The organism is Patescibacteria group bacterium (genome assembly GCA_041653535.1).
Taxonomy (GTDB): domain Bacteria; phylum Patescibacteriota; class Patescibacteriia; order JACRDY01; family JACRDY01; genus JBAZFH01.
Genome location: JBAZFH010000001.1, coordinates 80,193 through 99,259 on the forward strand (window position 1 = coordinate 80,193; position 19,067 = coordinate 99,259).

Annotated in this window: 19 protein-coding genes and 2 tRNA genes; 19 read left to right on the forward strand and 2 right to left on the reverse strand. The window is 38.7% G+C overall.

The features are described 5' to 3' along the window. Positions 1-421 precede the first annotated feature (421 nt). The 13 genes from WC310_00390 to WC310_00450 all read left to right on the forward strand — a co-directional run bounded on the left by WC310_00390 (position 422) and on the right by WC310_00450 (position 11,859). Entirely contained in the window at positions 422-1,333 is a 912-nt protein-coding gene (locus WC310_00390) for a thioesterase family protein (GenBank protein MFA5358266.1), read from the forward strand. Between the two features lie 76 nt (positions 1,334-1,409). Continuing rightward, entirely contained in the window at positions 1,410-3,632 is a 2,223-nt protein-coding gene (locus WC310_00395; GenBank protein MFA5358267.1) for an ATP-binding protein, read from the forward strand. Positions 3,633-3,843: 211 nt separating this feature from the next. Then, positions 3,844-4,548 (forward strand): hypothetical protein, encoded by a 705-nt coding sequence (locus tag WC310_00400; protein MFA5358268.1) that lies wholly within the window; start codon positions 3,844-3,846, stop codon positions 4,546-4,548. Between the two features lie 207 nt (positions 4,549-4,755). Continuing rightward, complete coding sequence (locus tag WC310_00405) at positions 4,756-6,999, forward strand: CHAP domain-containing protein (protein MFA5358269.1); 2,244 nt, start codon at positions 4,756-4,758, stop codon at positions 6,997-6,999. Positions 7,000-7,141: 142 nt separating this feature from the next. After that, a complete protein-coding gene (locus tag WC310_00410; GenBank protein ID MFA5358270.1) occupies positions 7,142-7,981 on the forward strand; it encodes a response regulator in 840 nt (279 codons plus the stop codon). A gap of 11 nt (positions 7,982-7,992) precedes the next feature. Next, a complete protein-coding gene (locus WC310_00415) occupies positions 7,993-8,181 on the forward strand; it encodes a ferredoxin (GenBank protein MFA5358271.1) in 189 nt (62 codons plus the stop codon). A 34-nt stretch (positions 8,182-8,215) separates the two neighbouring features. Beyond that, a tRNA-Leu gene (locus WC310_00420) sits at positions 8,216-8,297 on the forward strand. 17 nt (positions 8,298-8,314) lie between these two features. Further along, a tRNA-Val gene (locus WC310_00425) sits at positions 8,315-8,391 on the forward strand. A 249-nt stretch (positions 8,392-8,640) separates the two neighbouring features. Beyond that, positions 8,641-10,083: a cysteine--tRNA ligase gene (gene cysS / locus WC310_00430; GenBank protein ID MFA5358272.1), complete on the forward strand. Its 1,443-nt coding sequence runs from the start codon at positions 8,641-8,643 to the stop codon at positions 10,081-10,083. Between the two features lie 5 nt (positions 10,084-10,088). After that, the gene (locus tag WC310_00435; protein MFA5358273.1) at positions 10,089-10,337 is read left to right on the forward strand and encodes a hypothetical protein; all 249 of its coding nucleotides are present in this window, start codon (positions 10,089-10,091) and stop codon (positions 10,335-10,337) included. A gap of 6 nt (positions 10,338-10,343) precedes the next feature. Continuing rightward, entirely contained in the window at positions 10,344-10,901 is a 558-nt protein-coding gene (locus tag WC310_00440) for a methyltransferase domain-containing protein (protein MFA5358274.1), read from the forward strand. 8 nt (positions 10,902-10,909) lie between these two features. Next, positions 10,910-11,329, forward strand: coding sequence for a hypothetical protein (locus tag WC310_00445; protein ID MFA5358275.1), 420 nt, complete (start codon positions 10,910-10,912; stop codon positions 11,327-11,329). A 140-nt stretch (positions 11,330-11,469) separates the two neighbouring features. Continuing rightward, the gene (locus WC310_00450) at positions 11,470-11,859 is read left to right on the forward strand and encodes a YraN family protein (protein MFA5358276.1); all 390 of its coding nucleotides are present in this window, start codon (positions 11,470-11,472) and stop codon (positions 11,857-11,859) included. A gap of 46 nt (positions 11,860-11,905) precedes the next feature. On the opposite strand, the gene WC310_00455 is transcribed toward WC310_00450, so the two are convergent. Both WC310_00455 and WC310_00460 read right to left on the reverse strand, forming a co-directional pair. Beyond that, the gene (locus tag WC310_00455; GenBank protein ID MFA5358277.1) at positions 11,906-12,331 is read right to left on the reverse strand and encodes a hypothetical protein; all 426 of its coding nucleotides are present in this window, start codon (positions 12,329-12,331) and stop codon (positions 11,906-11,908) included. Positions 12,332-12,493: 162 nt separating this feature from the next. Further along, positions 12,494-12,889 (reverse strand): hypothetical protein, encoded by a 396-nt coding sequence (locus WC310_00460; GenBank protein ID MFA5358278.1) that lies wholly within the window; start codon positions 12,887-12,889, stop codon positions 12,494-12,496. A 207-nt stretch (positions 12,890-13,096) separates the two neighbouring features. Here WC310_00460 and nusA point away from each other — a divergent pair, with 207 nt between their 5' ends. From nusA to WC310_00490, 6 genes are read left to right on the forward strand one after another with little or no spacing between them, the layout of a single operon-like run. Continuing rightward, positions 13,097-14,395, forward strand: coding sequence for a transcription termination factor NusA (gene nusA / locus WC310_00465; protein MFA5358279.1), 1,299 nt, complete (start codon positions 13,097-13,099; stop codon positions 14,393-14,395). 33 nt (positions 14,396-14,428) lie between these two features. Further along, positions 14,429-15,226 (forward strand): YidC/Oxa1 family membrane protein insertase, encoded by a 798-nt coding sequence (locus WC310_00470; protein MFA5358280.1) that lies wholly within the window; start codon positions 14,429-14,431, stop codon positions 15,224-15,226. 14 nt (positions 15,227-15,240) lie between these two features. Further along, positions 15,241-15,564: a PRC-barrel domain-containing protein gene (locus WC310_00475; GenBank protein MFA5358281.1), complete on the forward strand. Its 324-nt coding sequence runs from the start codon at positions 15,241-15,243 to the stop codon at positions 15,562-15,564. Positions 15,565-15,567: 3 nt separating this feature from the next. Continuing rightward, the gene (locus WC310_00480) at positions 15,568-16,509 is read left to right on the forward strand and encodes a hypothetical protein (GenBank protein ID MFA5358282.1); all 942 of its coding nucleotides are present in this window, start codon (positions 15,568-15,570) and stop codon (positions 16,507-16,509) included. Positions 16,510-16,514: 5 nt separating this feature from the next. Then, positions 16,515-17,795, forward strand: a complete 1,281-nt coding sequence (locus WC310_00485; protein MFA5358283.1) for an O-antigen ligase family protein — start codon at positions 16,515-16,517, stop codon at positions 17,793-17,795. Then, on the forward strand, positions 17,782-18,942 hold the full coding sequence (locus WC310_00490) for an MFS transporter (protein ID MFA5358284.1): 1,161 nt from the start codon (positions 17,782-17,784) through the stop codon (positions 18,940-18,942). The genes WC310_00485 and WC310_00490 overlap by 14 nt, the downstream gene beginning before the upstream one ends. The last annotated feature ends 125 nt before the right edge of the window (positions 18,943-19,067 follow it).

Below are 19,067 nucleotides of genomic sequence, written 5' to 3' on the forward strand. Positions count from 1 at the left end.
CCGCTCCTGTGGGATAGCGGTTTTTGAGTGCGGGGGGTTAGGAAGTTATTTTTAGCCAGTATTCCTCGGTCATGCCGACCAAGAACGTTTTGGCTACATGAAAAACGACGCAAGATACCAGGAAAAATCGCCCTGGGCAGCTTTCGCAGAATTTCAACCACATATCATTATGCATCATTTCCTCCTTTGCGGTTTCTTGATTTTTTTAAAAGATATTTGTAGTCAAATAGTATAATTATTGATCAAAAAAGTAAAATTATTAGGAGGTTGTTTTTGACTTTTGTTAAAAAATTGGGTGTTTTGAGGTATTGCCTGTGGATAACTTTGAGTTTTATTGAGTTTATTGTAAGTAGAGAATACATTTGTATTTAGAATAAAAAGTTTATTGACATCTTAATGGTTTAAAAAAGGAGGCACGCAGATGAACCTTTTTGAGATAAGGGAGACGGTGACGGAAAGTCTGGCCACGTCTAATGGCTGGATGGCCCATTCTTCTTACGCCATATTAATGGGTAAGGCAAGGGAGCTTATGGCTGTTGAACTTTGGCCGGGATTTAAGGAAAACGCAGCTCTTATGATATCAAGACAAAAAAATACAGATAATGGTTTTACTTTGTTGACTCATAAGGCGGTTTACAGGATGATAAAGCCGTTTTTTGTAGACGACGAGGTAATTGTTAGTTTAAATGTGTCATCGGTCAATCATTTGTCGTTCACTCTTTTTGCGGAATTCATTAATTCTGTTAATCAAGAAGTTTGTGCGACTGGAACCATGAGTATTGTTTATGCCAGTTTGGACGGTCGACCACGGAGGTTGCCAGAGGATATTCGTGAGATTCTACTTTCCGTTTGTGTGCCTACTGAGAAAAAAGATCTTTTTGAGACAACTAAAGAAGTTAATGGCGATCATAATGTTGTCTTTGAACTCAAAGAAACAATAACCTTTCATCTCACAAACGCCGAAGGAACGCTTACTCACACCCAATATCCCGTATTATTAAGTAAGGCGGCGGAAATGATGTTCGTGAAAAAATGGTCAGATTTTCGTCAAGATGCCAAACGTTTTGGGGAAGGTAGGACTGATTTTGGTATATCGACTTTGTTTGCAAGGAGGACTTCTTATGTCTATAAGAAACCGTTTTATTTTGCAGACGAAGTATTGGTGAAAATTAGAGTGGTCGATAGTAATAGTTCGACCATAACTATTTTTGTCGAATTCACCAACCACACCACGGGAGATGTTCATGCCGATGGCGTTATGGAGATAGTTTATGCTAATTCTAATGGAGAATTAGCAGAAATTCCTTCCGCGTTGATTCTGGCAATATCATAACAATTGAATAACCGGGGCAAGGAGTAATTGCTTCCGGTTTTTTTTATATTTTAGATATGTTAAAATACAGGAGAATATGACCGCATTATCTCCGTATTCGATACCTCCACTTTTTAGCTCAATTTGCTTTATATTGTTGGGCATTTTTGTATTTTTAAAAAATAATAAATCTAAAATAAATATATCTTTTCTTTTTTTATGTTTCGTCACTTTTTGGTGGCAGTTTAGTTGGTTTGTTTTGTTCAATTTTAATACAGCGTCATACTCTACTGATATAGTAAATTTTATTGTTAAAATTGGTTATAGCGGGATAGTATTAATACCAGTAATATTTTTTCATTTTTTTGTTTTTCTTTTAAAAAGCAATAAAAGAGTGGATAAATTCTTATTATATTTTTCTTATTTGATAACCATAGCCTTTGAAGCAGCCATTTGGTTTACAGATTTTTTTGTCAAAGGTTTCTATATTTATCATTGGGGTTTTTATCCAAAGGCAGGTTTCTTTCACATAGTTTATTTGTTTTTTCTTGCTACTTTAGCTAGTAGGGTTTTTTATTTTTCCTTGTTGTATTTGAGGGATAAAAAAACAATTGGATCCTATGGTTATTATCAAATAAAGTATGTTCTCCTAGCTTTATTATTTTATGTTTTGTCGGCATCTGATTTTATAGTTAATTATGGTTATGGTTTTTATCCAGTGGGCTTTATTTTTATTTTAGCCTTTTTGATAATATTTGCTTACGCAATAGTAAGATATCGTTTAATGGACATAAGACTAGTGGTGAGAAAATCAACCATTTTTACAGCCTTGGTTGTTTTTTTGGCTTGCATCTATTCATCTTTAGCCTTTTTGTTTAGTAGACTTTTTGAAAATGCTTTTGGCACACAGTCACGGCTAGTAATTTCTCTGATTGTTTCGATTTTTGTGGTTGTTGGTTTTCAGCCATTAAAGCTATTTGTCCAGAATGTAACAAAGAGGTTTCTTTTTAAGGAAGAATATGATCCACAGTCGGTAGTGGCCGAATTAGCCGATGTTTTGGCTAGCTCTTTGGAGCTAAAACATTTATTTAGCTCGGTGAATAGTATAATTGATAAAACTTTACACCCAATTAGTGCGGCTACATCCTTACTTGATAAAAAAAAGGGTGGTTATATCCTAGCATATAAGAGTGGTTTTTCTCCCGAAGTAGCAAAAAAGTTGAATTTTGACGCAAAAGATCCTTTGGTTGCCTATTTTAAGGTTGATAAAAACGTTATTGTTTTGCAGGAGTTGAGGCGTAAGGTGGAAACAGGGTATTTGGCGGAAACTGACAAAATAAAAAAGTTGATCAGTACGCTGGAAGCTACGGCTAGCGAGGTATTTTTACCGTTGATTTCCAAGGAAAACATAATCGGTATAACTTTTTTGGGTGCCAAAAAATCCGGTGACGTTTATACAGCTGAAGACATTCGTCTTTTGGAAATTGGCGCGTCTCAAGCTGCCGTGGCGATTGAAAATTCTTTGATGTATGAAGCGGCAAAAAACTTTAATGTCACACTTACTAAAGAAGTGGAAAAAGCAACCAGAGAATTGCGTTTAGCAAATACAAGGTTAAAAAAACTCGACGAAACCAAATCCGAATTTATCTCTATTGCTTCGCACCAACTGCGTACACCACTGACCGTGATTAAGGGCTATATCTCGATGATGCTGGAGGGTTCTTTCGGTCAGTTGACTGATCAGGCAGTGGAGTCGTTGCATAAAGTGTATGAAAGCAATCAACGTTTGATAAATCTGGTCGAAGACCTGCTCAATATTTCTCGTATTGAGTCCGGCAGAATACAATATAATATGGCTGACTATGGTCTGGACGATCTGGCGGCATCGGTAGTGGATGAACTTGCCAACAACGCCAAGAATAAAAAACTTTATCTCAAGCTGGATAAACCGGATAAACCGCTACCCAAAGTAAAAATGGATACAGATAAATTGCGACAGGTGCTGATGAATATGGTGGACAACGCAATCAAATATACAACCAAAGGCGGAATACGTGTCAGTGTTTATCAGGAAGGAAGAAATTTGGTGCTAAAAGTAATTGACACCGGCATGGGTATTGATCCGGTGGATTTGCCAAATCTTTTCCAGAAGTTTTCTCGCGGGCAGGGCATGTCTAAAGTGCACACTGAAGGTGTAGGTCTGGGTCTTTATGTCGCCAAACAAATGCTTGAAGCGCATGGCGGTAAGATTTGGGCGGAAAGTAAGGGCAAGGATCTTGGCAGTGCTTTTTGCATAACTATACCAATAAAAAAAAGCTAGGTGTATTTTTTTAAATTCGTTTTTATTTAGCCCCCGTTTTTATGGGGGTTTTTTGATAAGCAGGACGTAAGGCGGAGAGGTAGCGGGAAAAAGTTTAGAAATATTTTAGAATTGATGTATTATAGTAGAAGCTAAGAACGAGGAGCTGGGAGCTGGGAACCAGGATGTTGGGGTTGTCTGTTATAGATTTTGGACTTCGGACCATATAAATATGTTTAAAAAGTTTATTACAATTTATCTCGTATTATCCATACTTATCCTGACAGCAGGTGCTATCGGGGTTTTTTGGTACACCAAGGGTAAGTCTCAACCATCGGTTAATCAGCCAGTAGTTAACGAAGTCGCTAATACCAACCAACCTACCGAAGATAAATCCTACGAGATCATCCCACCAGAGAAGACCGACTGTACCGATGAACTAGATACGGCTTGTTGGAATATCTATCGTAATAATGAATATGGGTTTGAGTTTAGGTATCCAAAAGATGTGGTTGTTAATAGCGGAAGATCTATTGTTAGCGAGGCCAATATTGACGTTAGATATGTTTCATTTAGATTTTTGAGAGGAAGGTTCATATTGTCATTTTTCTTTGCAAAAGATAACCATCAGAATAATTTGAACACTAGAACGGGCTTTAGTAGTGGTGATTTTATTTTTGCTAATAGAGAAGTAAAATTTGGTCCGGTAATGGCTCGGGTTAACTATTTTGTATCTGATAATAAAATTAAAGAAGTTTACTACTCTCGTGAAAATTTTTCGTTTCTTCCATATGACAATATTGAATTCGACCACTATGTTTTTAGAGCAGAATTGGCTTTTGAAGATAATAGCGATATTGAATATGAGAGAGATTTTGCTGACATCTCGGAAATGCCTATAGCGGAAAAGGTTCTAGGTACTATGAGATTACGATAGATGGATTTATTTTTTGTGGATAACTTCTTATCGGATGGTTGTAGGTATAAGGGTTTTATAGAGAGTACCTAAATTTAGGTATTTTTTTGTTATAACTTTAATGGTTATCTGAAAATAGTTTAGAATTTTTTAATAATCAATGTTGTATCCTTGAAATAGTTCAAAGAATGGTTCTTTGACAAAACACAATAAGAATCGAGGTGTAAGATGAAAAAGGTGATAATGGTGACGCTTTTGGTTGTAAGTTTGTTGTGGCTTTGTTCGGCATCTTTTGCTGGAGACAGCGATTGTTGCACATATCATTCGCCGAACAATCCTTTCATGTGTACCACTCATACTGCTCTTGGGCATCAAGGTGATCATGGTAATTGTACTTGGTGGGCTGCCTACAAGAGGCCTGAAGTTGTTGGCAAATGTACTGGAAATGCTATTGATTGGTTGGCGCAAGCCAGAAGTCATAATATTCCTACGGGGAATATCCCAGCTGTTGGCAGTATAGCTGTCTTTAATAGCGTGGTTGGTGGTGTTAACTATGGTCACGTCGCATACGTGGAACGGGTTTATAGTGATGACCAATTTCAGGTCTCAGAAATGGGTTACAATTCTTGGAACTGCGTAAAAACAAGAGAAGTTAATCGCGGCTCTTATGGTGGTCTCTTGGGGTTCATTTTCCCTTCACCGGTCGGTTACACCGCCTCCGGTTGGGACGGAACCGTCTCTCCATTCATTGAGTCGGCTTACTATCGTGAAGGTGGTTACTCCTCTCTTGGTACTCCAAGAGACAACGGTGGTACGGCTTACGTCCACGAATGGTTCGGTGTGTATCTCCAAGATTTCTACAAGGAAATCGCCCCTCGTTATGGCGAGGGTGATACGGCGTTGATTTTCAACTTCGAAGCTCGGGACGCCTATTTGGTCAAAGAAGGTTTTTGGGGTGCGTACAAGTGGCTTAACTATCAGCCGCAGTATCAAGGAAGACTCGGTGCGCCGTTGAACAATGAATATTCGAACGACGGTTTGTTTGTTCAGGAATTTGATGGCGGTACGTTGACTTGGGATAGCGGATATCCGGATATCATCAATTTTTATTTCAACGATGGGTTGGATGGCGAGATTGACGTTATCTCTAACCGAATCCAGATCGCGTCGATTCCTACTTCTGACGATCAATATTCCGGCGGTGGTCGCCCTATCCTACCGTGCGACTACCCTATGGATGTATTGTTGTATGATCCATATTTTGAATCATACTACCTCGACTTGCTACTCAACGGTAGTTTTGATCTGTGCGAGTCATACAACTGGGGCAGCGCCTCATGCGATGGCCGCGCTGGCGCCGGTATGATTTGTGCCAGCGGTGACGACACTTTGGGTGATGACAACTGTGTCTTTTACCTCAATGTCAAAGAACCGCTTCGTGTGGACAAGTCTCCTTACTACGCCCAAGCTTTTTATGGCGTGCAATTCACTCTGCAAACCACCGTTAACAAAAACTACTTGCTCGTCGGGGCTATGCGGTCGGGCAGAACGGAAAGTACGCGTAACGTCGGCGTCGCTCTGGCAGACAAGTTCTCGCTCAACTTCAATGATTCTTGCCGTACCTATCTGGTTGAACCGCGTTCCAACGAAAACCAACTGAGTATTACCAATCAATGGTTGGAATACTCTACCTATCTTTTTGCCACCAAGACCGCCAGTGATACCACTATACGGTTTTCCTCTGGTCAAAAAATAGGTGAAGTTTACTTCGACGATGTTTCTCTCGAAGAATTGTCTTCGCTCCGTCTGCCGAAGACTTCGGTGTGGTTTTTCTATGATGGTGCCAAGGCCTATGCCAAAGTCATTTATGGTCAAGGTTCCAGTATCCCCGGCTTTTACGGCGTTCCTCCCAGTCCTCAAAAGCTCGTTGTATTTATCGATGGCTACGGTATTTACGATACCCAAAACATCGATTTAAACAACGGTAACCTGATTCGTTTGCCGGTAGACAGCCGTTACAAAAAAGCTGCTTTCTACCTGGTTAACGCCAATAACAGTCAGAACTGGTTTAACGCCTGGGCTTGGCAGATTAACGGCGCCGTCAATGAAAATGGTTGGTTGAATTTTTCCCAGATTATCCCGTCTAACAACTTGAGCGTACCCAAAATTACTTTCACTTCCACGCAAGTGAAAGTAACTTACAACGTCGGTTCCACGGGAAATATCGAAGGAATCTTTGATCCTATTGACCCTTCTCGTGCGATACAGATATTTTTCTTTGTCGACGGCAGAGGTGTCTACGATCGACAAGACTTTAATCTGTCGGCAGGCAATACCTTCAACCTACCGTCTACCTTCTCCCAAGGCACTTTCTACATTCTTGATCGGGTCAATGTACAACATTGGTTCGATATCTCCAAGTGGCAAGTCCAGGGTGGATCGGCAAACGGTGGGTGGTTTAAATGGAAGTAACGGTTAAATTTCAACCCATGACAAGAAAGGAAGCTAAACCAAAGCAATCCACACATCACTAAATACCCCCAAGAGTCCAAGACTTTTGGGGGTTTATTTTTGTCATAGCTTTGCTATAATTAGGATAAATAAGGTAAATACTATGTCAAAAATTCTCATTATCGAAGACGAAGAATCATTGTCCGATATGTATCGGTTGCGTCTTGAAAAAGAAGGTTATCAGATTTTTACCGCCAGTCGCGGTAAACAGGGAATTGAGATTGCCAAAAAAGAACAGCCGGATTTAATTTTGCTTGATATTGTTATGCCGGAGATGGACGGCTATGAAGTTTTGGAAAAATTAAAATCCGACAATAAGACAAAAAACTTGAGAGTGTTTTTTTTGACTAATATGGGTCAGGACGAAGAAATAAAACGCGGCATGGACTTGGGAGCCGAAAGTTATATTATTAAATCCAGCCTTACTCCCAGCGCTTTGGTTTTACGTTTGCAAGAAAAACTTGGAATTCAATCGTCGGCAATTACAAAGGAAAATAAAAATATTGTCAGTGGTGATAAAAAAGATGAGTTGGGCGTGCAAAGCTGTAAGGGCGTTCGGTTGTTAATGATAGAAGACAACGAGGCAATAATTGATATGTATAAACTACGTTTGGAAAAAGAAGGGGTGATTGTAGAGGTGGCTAAAAACGGTGCCTGGGGTCTGAAAGCGGCGGAAAAAGGAATTTATGACATTATTTTATTAGATATGGTTATGCCGGCATTGCATGGTCTAGAGACAATCAAGGTCTTGAAAAAAAATTCAAAGACTGCTAATATACCGGTGCTTGTTTTTTCTAACTCAGCTCAGGAAGGTGATATGAAAGAAGCCAAAGCAGCGGGTGCGGAAAATTATTTCATAAAATCAGATATTACTCCCGCAACGTTAATTAGGGAGATTAAAAAATATTGTCCGGTTGTTTTGTTAAAAAAAACGGACAGCTAAAAAATAAAAACATGAAAGTTTTAGTTGACAAAGACAAATGCATTGGCTGCGGTAGCTGCGTCAGCGTTTGTCCAGAAGTATTCGAGCTTAGTGCCAATGGTAAAGCCGAGATAAAAACAGGAGCTGATCTGGAAGCGCATAAGGATAAGGTACAAGAGGCAGTTGATGTTTGTCCGGTACAAGCAATTTCGGTAGAATGATCTTTTGCAGGCGGCGCTGTCCGTCTGCTTTTGTGCGCGGGTGGCGAAATTGGTAGACGCACTACCTTGAGGTGGTAGCGCCGCAAGGCTTGGAGGTTCGAGTCCTCTCCCGCGCATTGAAAAATATTTTTTTGGGCAACTAGCTCAGTTGGTTAGAGCATCTCGTTTACACCGAGAGGGTCAGGGGTTCGAATCCCTTGTTGCCCACCATTTAACTTTTTTGATGATAAATTCAGATATCCTCAAAATCATATTGGCGTTAAGGTGAAGTTGGTGTGTTTTATTTTATAAGCAGCGGGTAATGGATTTAGATTCTATATTGTTTTATAGTAATATTGGGTGCTCCGTCAAATGGCGGGGTTTTTGTTTAGAACGGTTTTGGCGCAAGAGCGCATTTGATTTTTTGTTGAAAATTGGATAATCTTAAGGTAGTAATAAAAGTATTTTTAGAAAATGTTTATGAGCGAAATATCGTTTTATAATACCCTTGGCAGAAGAATTGAAAAGTTCAAACCATTGGAAAAGGATAGTGTCAAAATATATAGCTGCGGTCCGACCGTTTATAACTATGTCCATTTGGGCAATATTCGCGCTTATGTTTTTGTTGATTTACTGAAAAGATATTTGCGTTATCGCGGGTATAAAGTTGAACATGTCATGAATATTACCGATGTTGATGACAAAACAATTCGTGACAGTCAGAAAAGCGGTAAAACGTTAAAAGAGTTTACCGATTTTTATCTACAAGCCTTTATTGATGATTTACAAGTGATGAATATTTTGTTGCCAGATGTTATGCCAAAAGCAACGGATCATATGTCGGAAATCGTTGATTTGGTGGAAAAATTAACAAAAAATGGTTACACTTATCGTTCCGGCGATTCTGTTTATTACAAAATTTCTCAATTCAAAAATTATGGTGAGCTAGCGCAGCTAGACAAGCAAATTCTTAAAAGTAACGCCTCTGGTCGGTTAAATGACAAAGATGAATATGAAAAAGAGCAGGTCAATGATTTTGTTTTGTGGAAAGCCTGGCAGCCGGAAGATGGAGAGGTTTATTGGCAGACGCGTATCGGTAAAGGACGACCGGGCTGGCATATCGAATGTTCAGCAATGTCAATGAAAAATTTAGGTGAAAGTTTTGATATTCACTGCGGTGGTGTTGATTTAATTTTCCCACATCATACCAATGAGATTGCTCAATCAGAGGCGGCAACCGGTAAAAAATTTGTTAATTATTGGTTGCATAATGCCCATTTGACCGTTGATGGTCAAAAAATGGCGAAATCATTAGGTAACTTTTATACCCTAAAAGATTTAAAAGAAAAAGGGTATGATCCATTGCTTTTGCGGTTTATTTTGCTCAAAACCCATTATCGTCAAACATTAAATTTTAGTTTTTCCGATTTTGACGAGGCAAAAAGCATTGTCGAAAAATTTATTAATCTTTTAACTATTTTGGATACAATTAAAGATGGTGGTAATAATGATGGCGGGGTAAAAAAAGAACTGAAAAAAATAATTGGTAGTTGCGACGAAAAATTTATTGCGGCTATGGATGACGATCTTAACGTCAGCTTGGCACTTGCCGCGGTTTATGAATTTATCAACGAGGTCAATAAAATTATTAATCAGATGACGGTAGGTGATGCTGAACTGGCGAAAGATTTTATCGACAAGCTCGACAGCGTGTTAGGCTTTGTTAATTCTTTTTATAGCAAGCATGTTTTTTTGCTCAGTCAAAAAATAAACAATCCGCAGTTGCATGAAATTTTGATAAAAAGAGAAGAGGCGCGAGCGCAAAAAGATTATGCTGCGGCAGACGAGCTGAGAAAAGAAGCTCTCGATCTTGGATTTATTATCGAAGATACTAGCGACGGTTATAGAATAAAAATAAAATAAAAAATATGGCAAAAGTTATCATCGGTTTTTTGGCGATAGTTTTAGGCGGGATAATGGTTTGGAAGGCGGAGTGGCTTTACCAAAATTTTGGCGCAAACGCTTGGGCAGAAAAAACCTTGGGTACGGAAGGCGGCAGCAGATTATTTTATAAATTAATCGGTTTGGTTATTATTTTAGTTGGTATTTTAACCATGACTGGTCTTATTCAGGGGATAATACTTTCTATCTTTAGTAAAATTTTTATGATAAAATAGGGGCATATGGAAGAAGTTAGTGGCGGTAAACAATTTATTAAATCAGAAAAGGTGTTGCAAGAAATAGGGGTAAAACCCGGTGATCGTATCGCTGATATGGGTTGTGGCGCTCTGGGTTATTTTACTTTTGCCGCGGCAAAAGTAGTGGGTAAAAACGGTTTGATTTATGCGATAGACGTGAGACAAATCGTTTTGGAAGGTATTCGTAATCGTGCTCGGATTGATGGTTTGACAAATATCGAAACGATTTGGGCTAACCTGGAAATCATCAAATCAACCGGCATTGCCGATGTCAGTGTCGATTTATCTTTTTTATTTAATGTTTTATTTCAAAATAAAAAACGCGAAGAAATTTTAACCGAAGCAATTCGTATTCTGCGACCCGGAGGGCGTTTAGCGGTAATTGATTGGTTGGGAGAAAAAAACCCTTTTGGTCCGCAAGTAGATGCTTTGGTTAATAAGCAAGGTATTTTACAGTTTTGTAAAAAATTTAGTCTAACGTTGGAAAAAGAATTTAATCCAAGCAGTTATCATTTTGGTTTGTTGTTTATAAAAAATAAATAAAATTATTTATGATTGATTGGAGCGGTTTACTCACTTTTAATTTTTGGTTTGCCCGTCAGCCGGGCGCTTTAGCTGGTCCGATAACCAAATTTTTATTGGTTGTTTTTGGTCTTTGTTTGGTTACGGCAGTGATTCTTTATTTCGTTTCCCGGTCAAAGCGTGGTAATAAAGCAGTTTTTCGTATCTTCCGTAAAATTAAAAGCTTGCTTACCACTATGGGTATTTTTGGTTTTATAATTTTATTTTTATTTTGGCAGCAAGTGCCTTATTTATCTTCACGATTTTGGTTGATTGTTTGGGTTTTAGTCGCATGTATCTGGGCGGGATTTGTGGGTCAGTTTGGATTTTTTGAAGCACCAAAAATAGTCGCAGCTGAAAAAGAAAAAGAAGCTAAGCTTAAATACTTGCCTCCGAGAAGGAAGAAATAGTCTGAAGTTATATACAAAGCGTTTTAATAAAGGCCCGCCGAAAGGTGGGTTTTTTGGATGGCACGAGGCGAATGGCACGAGGCACGCTGCCGGGGGAGAGTTTAGAAATATTTAATCTAGGTTCTGTTAGGATTTCTGATATGAATAAGAAGTTCATGGTCGACCGCGCGCTGCGTGCCTCGCGCCATAAGCTAATCGTCGGTCGTTGGGGGGAGGGAATTGCTTGTGATTTTCTGTTTCGTCGCGGTTATCTTATGGTCGAGCGCAATTTTCATTCCCGCAACGGCGAGATAGATATTGTTGCGCGTAAAGACGACATTTTTTATTTTATTGAAGTAAAAACCAGAACCACGGAAAAGTTTGGCCAGCCCGAAGAAGCTTTTGATTGGCGCAAGCAAAAAAAGATAGAAGAAACCATCGGTGACTACATTTTTTTTCGAAGTCTTGATATTGAAGAATGGCGGGTGGGACTGATCAGTATATTAGTTAGCGGTAAAGATAGAGTAAAAATAAGGTTTTTTTGTAAATAAAAAAACCGTCCCACTTTACAGTGGAACGATTTTGGTTGATGGGGTTTTAGGGAATTACGATCTCATCGAGGTCGACTCCAAAGACATGAGTCATCTCATGATATTTCTCGGGGTACAGATCGCGCCAGCGTAGTGGCGGCAGTTCGCGACCGTTTTCGCGCAGAGTGTCGCGATCACACATGATGGCAAAGACGATGTTGCCCATGTTTATTTGGAGTATGAACGCGTTGACGTTGCCGTTCTGATCGGTCGATTCTGCCACTGCCGTTGCCACTCGAGCGCTCGGCGGAGTTTCGGCGGTCAGAATCAATGCTTCTTCTTTGGTCACGCCCTTGGCCACGACCTTTTCGCGCGCCTGACGTTCGTCAGTATAATGCCGGTTAAAATTTTCTTCATCTTCGTAGGCGGCATAAGTGCGAACCCCGGCGTAGCCTTCGACTGCAGCAGTGTACTCAAATACCACAATAAACATCAATCCTCTCCCTTCTTCGTTTGTTTTTTTGTTAAGTATTTTAGGTTTTCTAGTTGTTTTTTGAAGATTTTATATCTTATTATATCAACTCAATAATGTCAAGCGTTGGTGGTAAAAGAAAAAAATCGCCATTAATACTAACGGCGATTTAGATTTTTATTGTTAGTCGTGACCAAAATGCCATGACTGTAAATAGGGATCGGGATAATCCTGATGGTCTTTAGTGATTATTTTTTGGTTTTTGGACATAATGTCAAGAGTCGCTTGGAGTAGGTGGTCGTCGTGGTCGTTAACGCCCAGCCAGGCAGACAGTTCTGCCAGAGTTGCCGAATAATGTACTTTTAAATAGTAATAAACAGCTTCTTGAGCAAAGGTTTGTGCGGGGTGGCATTTTTTTGAAACTGAACCAGGAGAAAAAATTTGTACGCCCAGTTCTTTCGCCCGACTGGCAAAGCGGTTTGCCTGGGCTTGGCGCATTGTTATTACCGCGATTATTATTGCAGCCCAAATAGCGAGAGTGATCAAAACGCAAATGCCGCCGATTAAGAGAGGATGCACATTCACCTCCTTGTTTTAATTGTGTTGTTTTAAGATTACTTTATTGATTGTTTTTTGGCAAATTTGACAAAAATAATCGTTTGATATATAATAATATTATTAAGGTCACCTCCTATAAAGAGAGTGATTTTTTCTTTACCTTTTATCGGTTTGTTTAATTAACCAATTTAAATTATAATTAAAACACTAATTTATTTTTAGAAAAATATGGCACAATCTCCAATAATGGCGGCGATCCAACAGATCTGCCAGGAAAAAAACCTCAGTCCTGAAGCGGTAATCGAGACTATCGAAGCGGCTCTCGCCGCTGCTTACCGTAAGGATTTTGGTCAAAAAAATCAGAACATCAAAGTCGAGTACGATCCGGAAAACGGAGAGTCTCGGGTTTTTGATGTGAAAAATGTTGTCGAAGACGAGCTGAAAGAAAAAGCCGAAGCCGAAGCAGCCGAACGTCAGGCAGCTATTGATCGTGGCGAAGAGCCGCCAGTACGTGAAGCAACCCCAGAGTTAGAAGATGGTGAAGAGGGTGAGCTGCGTTACAATCCTAAGCTTCATATTTCTTTTACTGATGCCAAGGAAATAAAACCGGATGCCAAAGTCGGTGACGAGATTCGTGTTGAGCTGCAAGTGCCGGCTGATTACGGTCGTATGGCGGCTCAGACTGCTAAGCAGGTGATTATCCAGCGTTTGCGTGAAGCCGAACGCAGCACTATCTTTGATGAGTTTAAAGACAAGCAAGGTCAAGTGCTTGCCGGTACTGTTCAACGCCGTGAAGGTCGCAATGTTTTGATTGATATCGGAAAAGTAGTCGGTATTATGCCGCCGGAAGAGCAAGTAGAAAGAGAACGTTACAATATCGGCAATCGTATTAAGGTTTATATTATTTCTGTTGCTCTTGGTTCTCGTGGTCCGGAAATCATCGTTTCTCGCAAAAGTCCGGAAATCATCCGCGAACTTTTCACCATGGAGATTCCGGAAATCGCTAACGGTTCTATTGAGATTAAGGGCATTGCCCGCGAAGCCGGTGGTCGCAGTAAAGTAGCGGTTTATACTGAGGAAGAAAATATTGATCCGATCGGTTCTTGCGTCGGTCAGCGCGGTGCCAGAGTTCAGACTATTATTTCCGAGCTGTCCGGTGAAAAAATAGATATTATTGAATGGAAAGAAAACCCGTCAGAATATATTGCCAATGCTTTATTGCCGGCAAAAATTATCAGTATTGAAATAAGAGAAGAAACCAAAGAAGCGGCTGCTACAGTGGATACTGATCAACTGTCACTTGCCATCGGCAAACAAGGTCAAAACGTCCGTTTAGCTTCCAGGTTGACTGGCTATCGTATCAGTATTATTGAAGTGAAGGGCGGAGAGAAACGTGAACTGACTGCCGAAGAAATCGAGCAAGGTCTGATTGATACTGCCAATAAAAAAGACAGTGAAGCAGGGTTAGTTGCTGCAGAAGGAGAGGTGGAAGTAAAAAGCGAGGATATATCAGAAACTAAAGAGTAGATAATAATTATAATCAAAAAATAAAAAACTTTTATGGTTGCATTATATCAAATGGTTATTTATCAGCCATTATTCAATATCTTAGTCTGGCTTTACAACGTTATTCCTGGTCATGACGTTGGTATCGCTATTATTTTATTGACTATTGTGGTCAAACTAATTTTGTATCCTTTTTCATTGCAATCGATCCGTGCGCAAAAATCAATGCAGGCACTGCAACCCAAGCTCGACGAGCTAAAGAAGAAGTATAAAGACGACAAGGAAAAACTATCGCAAGAAATGATGAAGCTTTACAAGGACGAAAAGGTAAATCCGTTTTCTTCGTGTTTGCCGGTTTTAGTGCAGCTTCCGATTTTGATTGCGGTTTACCAGGTTTTACGCAATGGATTAAGCAACGGCAGTTTTGTCTTGCTTTATCCTTTTATCGCTAATCCCGGGCAAATCGGTCTAATTGCTTTTGGCTTTCTTGATCTTAGTAAACCAAATATGGTATTGGCTGTCTTGGCTGGCTTAGCTCAATATTGGCAAACCACCATGGTTCAGGTGCAACAGCCGCCGAAAACTAAAGATGGCAAAGTACTTGCCGGAGCTAAAGATGAAAACGTTATGGCAACGATGAATAAGCAAATGAAATATACCATGCCATTAATAACGATTATAATCGGTTTTAGTTTACCCGGTGGTTTGACTCTTTATTGGTTGATTATGACCTTGCTTACTGTTTTGCAGCAATATGTCGTTTTTCGTAAGGTGAACAAAGGGGAAAAGCCAAAAAATGATGGTAATAATCATCCAGACGTAAAAGTGATTGAAGGAGAAATTATTAAATAAAAAATTTTATTGTTGTGCTTATTAATGCCAAAAAAATAATTACGTTACCCGTTTATACTAAAAGCGGGCAGTTTTTGGGTGAGGTGACTGATATCGAGATTGACAGTGATGGACAAATGGTGATTAATTATTTTGTCGGTAGCGCCGGAGTAATAAAAAAATTATTTGTCGTCGATAGTTTAGTGGTTCATCGCAGTCAGATAGTGTCTATTAGTAATGAGAAAATAATTGTTGAAGATAATGTTGCTAAAAAAATAGAAGAAACATTAATTGATAAACAGATTGGCATGGAGACAAGCGAAACCGTTGTTACGTCTAATTCTTTTACTCAAAAATAAAAAATGACTGATCAATTTTTAATCTCAGCGATTGTGAAAACTTTGGCTTTCTTCGATCTTTTTAGTTTTCCGTTGACCGCAGTGGAAATTTGGCGCTATTTATATAGCGATAGAAAATATTCTCTTGAAGAAGTAATTGCGGTTTTACCGCAAATAACCTTGGTTGGACAAAGCCAGGGTTATTATTTTTTATCATCACGTGATGATAAAATTGTTACTTTACGTAAAGAACGCTACGGTATTGCTGAAAAAAAATATCGTAAGGTAAAGAAAGTTTGTCGCTTTTTGGCATTTTTGCCTTTTGTCAGAATGATTGCCGTATGTAATACTCTGGCTTACAGTAACGCGGCGGACGGTAGCGACATAGATTTATTTATTATCACTAGAAGTAAAAAAGCTTGGACTACACGGTTTTTTTGCCTGTTTTTTTTGAAATTTTTTGGTCTTCGTCCCAAAGAGAATGATGTAAAAGATAAATTTTGCCTTAGCTTTTTCGTTGATGAAGAAAGCATGAATTTGGAAAAAACAGCCTTGCCGCGTAACGATATTTATCTTTGTTATTGGATTGATCAACTTTTTCCGGTTTACGATGCTGACGGGTGTTATTATAAAAAGTTTCAAGAGAGAAATGTTTGGATTAAAAAGTATTTAGCCAATAGTATCGGTGTTGACCCGAATTTACGTCGAACAATAGTGTTAGGATCGGTCGGCGGGTTTATGAAAAAATCTAAAGAATATTTTTGGCAATCAGACAAAATGGAGAGATGGGCACAAAAAATGCAGTGGTATCGTTTACCGCAGCTACTAAAAGAAAAATTTAAAAATAAATACGTGGGCGTGGCGATAGAAGAGGGTTTAATCAAATTAATCAGTAATGACCGGCGGGAAGGTTATCGCAATGAGTGGATAATCAAGGTTAATGAGTTGGTGACCAAACTAAAATAATTATTATGTGGCAAAAAATAAGTTTAGCTAAAATTGTCGAGTACGGCGTCTATCTGTTGATTTTTTTGTTGCCCTGGCAAACGCGTTTGATTTATAAAGTGGCGAGTTTAAATGGAGGATACTGGGAATACGGATCAAACAGTTTTTATGCCAGCGAAGCGTTTTTAATCGTTTTGGTTATACTATTTTTGGTTTGGCGCAAAAAATCGGGCGGACAAAAAGTGCAACGTAAAGATGTGGTTTTGCCGTTAGTTTTTTTAGTTTGGTCGCTGGTTTCTGTCGTCTGGTCGTTAGACCGTAATTTGGCGATTTATTATTGGTCTTTTTTTGCCCAAGGCTTCCTGCTTTATTTTTTGATTAGTTATGGACCTGTTGACAGAACAAAGGCGGTGGTTAGTTTTGTTATGGCCGCCGGAGTTCAGGCAGCGCTTGCCTGGTATCAGTTTTTAACTCAATCGATTTTTGCTTCCAAGTGGTTGGGGATGGCTAGCCAGTCAGCCAATGATTTGGGCGTATTTGTGATTGAATCGGGCGGGCAGCGTTGGCTGCGCGCTTATGGCTCTTTACCGCACCCCAATATTTTAGCTGCTTTCTTGGTGGTGGCTTTGATATTTTTATTTTTTCTTAGCTTAAATGTTAATAGTTCACGTCAAAAGCTGTTTATCGTTTCCGGATTATCCTTGATTTTACCCGCTTTAATTTTCACTTTTTCTCGAGCGGCATGGTTATCATTGATCGTTTGTTTTTTGTCTTTTATTACTCTTTTGATAATAAAAAGAATCAAAAATAAATTTACTGCCGAAATTTTAGTTTTAAGCGTGATTTTGGTTATTATTATCGGAGCGATATTTTGGTCGCCGATAAAACCTCGTTTGGTTGGGGGAGAAAGATTGGAGACGTTGTCTAACCAACAAAGGGTTGGTCTTTATAAGCAAAGTGACATTTTGCTGCAAAAATATGCTTATTACGGCGTTGGTCCGGGCAACCAGACTTTGGCGGTATATAAGGAAATTGACAATAAGCAACCATCTTGGTTCTATCAGCCGGTGCATAATATTTATGTTTTAGTCTTAATTGAAATTGGAGTGGTCGGTGTTGCTATTTATACAGTATTAATTATTTCATTTTTATTTTTTAGTCAAGGCGACTTAAGCGGCAAATTAGCCTTTTTGTCGTTATTGATAGTCGGGCTTTTTGATCACTTTCTTTGGAGTCTATATTTTGGTATAATTCTTTGGTGGTTAGTCGCAAGTTTAAGTAAAAAAAATGATTATGTTAGGAATTAAAAAGGGACTACCGATGCTGTATTTTTTTGGTTTTGTTTTGTCGGTATCGCTGGCGTTGCCGGCATATATTGCTTCGACTTTTTTGGAGAAATTTTCCGGAATAGGCAATGTCGGTATTTTTTTTATTGGTTCGGCGCTGGTTGCCATGATTGCCGTTAATTTTTTCCCTTATTACATTAAAAGGTTTAGTAATTACAAAATAACTCTTTACGTTTTGATTTTATACTTTTTAAGTATTTTTTTATTAATTAATGCTCAGACAAAGATCAGTGCCTTTATTTATTTTTCTTTAATGACTGCTTTTACTAATTTACTTTTTATTAATATGGATGTATTTGTTGAACGTTTTACCAAGGTAGGGCTGACTGGACGGGTACGGACTGTATATTTTACTTTTATCAACGCTGGATGGCTGATTTCACCTTTTATAGTTGGTCGTTTCGTTGGAATAGATAATTATGTTTATATTTATTCTATCTCTGCGGCGCTGGTCGTACCGGTTTTTGTGGTTTTGGCTTTAAAAAAGAAAACTTTTTTAGATCATACTGAGTATGAACACCATAATACTTTGGACACCATAAAGATGGTTTGGCAGAACAAAAATCTTCGCGGCGCTTTTAATATTTCTTTTTTGTTGCAATTATTTTATGGTGTTGCGGTTATTTATATTCCGATTTATTTGCATCAATATATCGGTTTTAGTTGGGCGACCATCGGGATTATTTTTACCGCTATGTTATTACCGTTTGTTTTGATTGAGATACCGGCTGGTATTATTGCGGATAAATATATTGGTGAAAAAGAAATAATGACTGGTGGTTTGCTTATTTTATCCGCAACCACATTTTCAATGTTTTTTATTCATTCAACAAATCCTTGGCTTTGGGCGGGGCTGCTTTTTACCAACCGTTGTGGAGCAGCACTTTTTGAAGCAATGCGCGAAACTTATTTTTTTAAAATGGTGAATATCAAAGACGTTGATTATGTGAATGTTTTTCGCAATACCAACAATCTAGGTTATTTAACGGCAGCTGTTTTAGGTGTTGTGGTTTTGCATTTTTTGTCTATTGGCTATATTTTTATTTTTACCAGTTTGATACTTTTGAGCGGATTATATTTTATCTTTCACATGAAAGATACTAAATAGTTTTTTCAATCCTCATTTGGTTGTGGATAGGGGATTTTTTTGTTGAAAAATAGCTATTTATTTTATCTTGACAAGGTCTTGCTGATGCCATAAAATATGAACACGATTAGCACTCTAGAAAATAG

Bases quoted from the DNA above. Each gene is read 5' to 3' on its own strand.
- WC310_00390 (MFA5358266.1), top strand. From the start codon at position 422: ATGAACCTTTTTGAGATAAGGGAGACGGTGACGGAAAGTCTGGCCACG.
- WC310_00395 (MFA5358267.1), top strand. From the start codon at position 1,410: ATGACCGCATTATCTCCGTATTCGATACCTCCACTTTTTAGCTCAATT.
- WC310_00400 (MFA5358268.1), top strand. From the start codon at position 3,844: ATGTTTAAAAAGTTTATTACAATTTATCTCGTATTATCCATACTTATC.
- WC310_00405 (MFA5358269.1), top strand. From the start codon at position 4,756: ATGAAAAAGGTGATAATGGTGACGCTTTTGGTTGTAAGTTTGTTGTGG.
- WC310_00410 (MFA5358270.1), top strand. From the start codon at position 7,142: ATGTCAAAAATTCTCATTATCGAAGACGAAGAATCATTGTCCGATATG.
- WC310_00415 (MFA5358271.1), top strand. From the start codon at position 7,993: ATGAAAGTTTTAGTTGACAAAGACAAATGCATTGGCTGCGGTAGCTGC.
- cysS (MFA5358272.1), top strand. From the start codon at position 8,641: ATGAGCGAAATATCGTTTTATAATACCCTTGGCAGAAGAATTGAAAAG.
- WC310_00435 (MFA5358273.1), top strand. From the start codon at position 10,089: ATGGCAAAAGTTATCATCGGTTTTTTGGCGATAGTTTTAGGCGGGATA.
- WC310_00440 (MFA5358274.1), top strand. From the start codon at position 10,344: ATGGAAGAAGTTAGTGGCGGTAAACAATTTATTAAATCAGAAAAGGTG.
- WC310_00445 (MFA5358275.1), top strand. From the start codon at position 10,910: ATGATTGATTGGAGCGGTTTACTCACTTTTAATTTTTGGTTTGCCCGT.
- WC310_00450 (MFA5358276.1), top strand. From the start codon at position 11,470: ATGAATAAGAAGTTCATGGTCGACCGCGCGCTGCGTGCCTCGCGCCAT.
- WC310_00455 (MFA5358277.1), bottom strand. From the start codon at position 12,331: ATGTTTATTGTGGTATTTGAGTACACTGCTGCAGTCGAAGGCTACGCC.
- nusA (MFA5358279.1), top strand. From the start codon at position 13,097: ATGGCACAATCTCCAATAATGGCGGCGATCCAACAGATCTGCCAGGAA.
- WC310_00470 (MFA5358280.1), top strand. From the start codon at position 14,429: ATGGTTGCATTATATCAAATGGTTATTTATCAGCCATTATTCAATATC.
- WC310_00480 (MFA5358282.1), top strand. From the start codon at position 15,568: ATGACTGATCAATTTTTAATCTCAGCGATTGTGAAAACTTTGGCTTTC.
- WC310_00485 (MFA5358283.1), top strand. From the start codon at position 16,515: ATGTGGCAAAAAATAAGTTTAGCTAAAATTGTCGAGTACGGCGTCTAT.
- WC310_00490 (MFA5358284.1), top strand. From the start codon at position 17,782: ATGTTAGGAATTAAAAAGGGACTACCGATGCTGTATTTTTTTGGTTTT.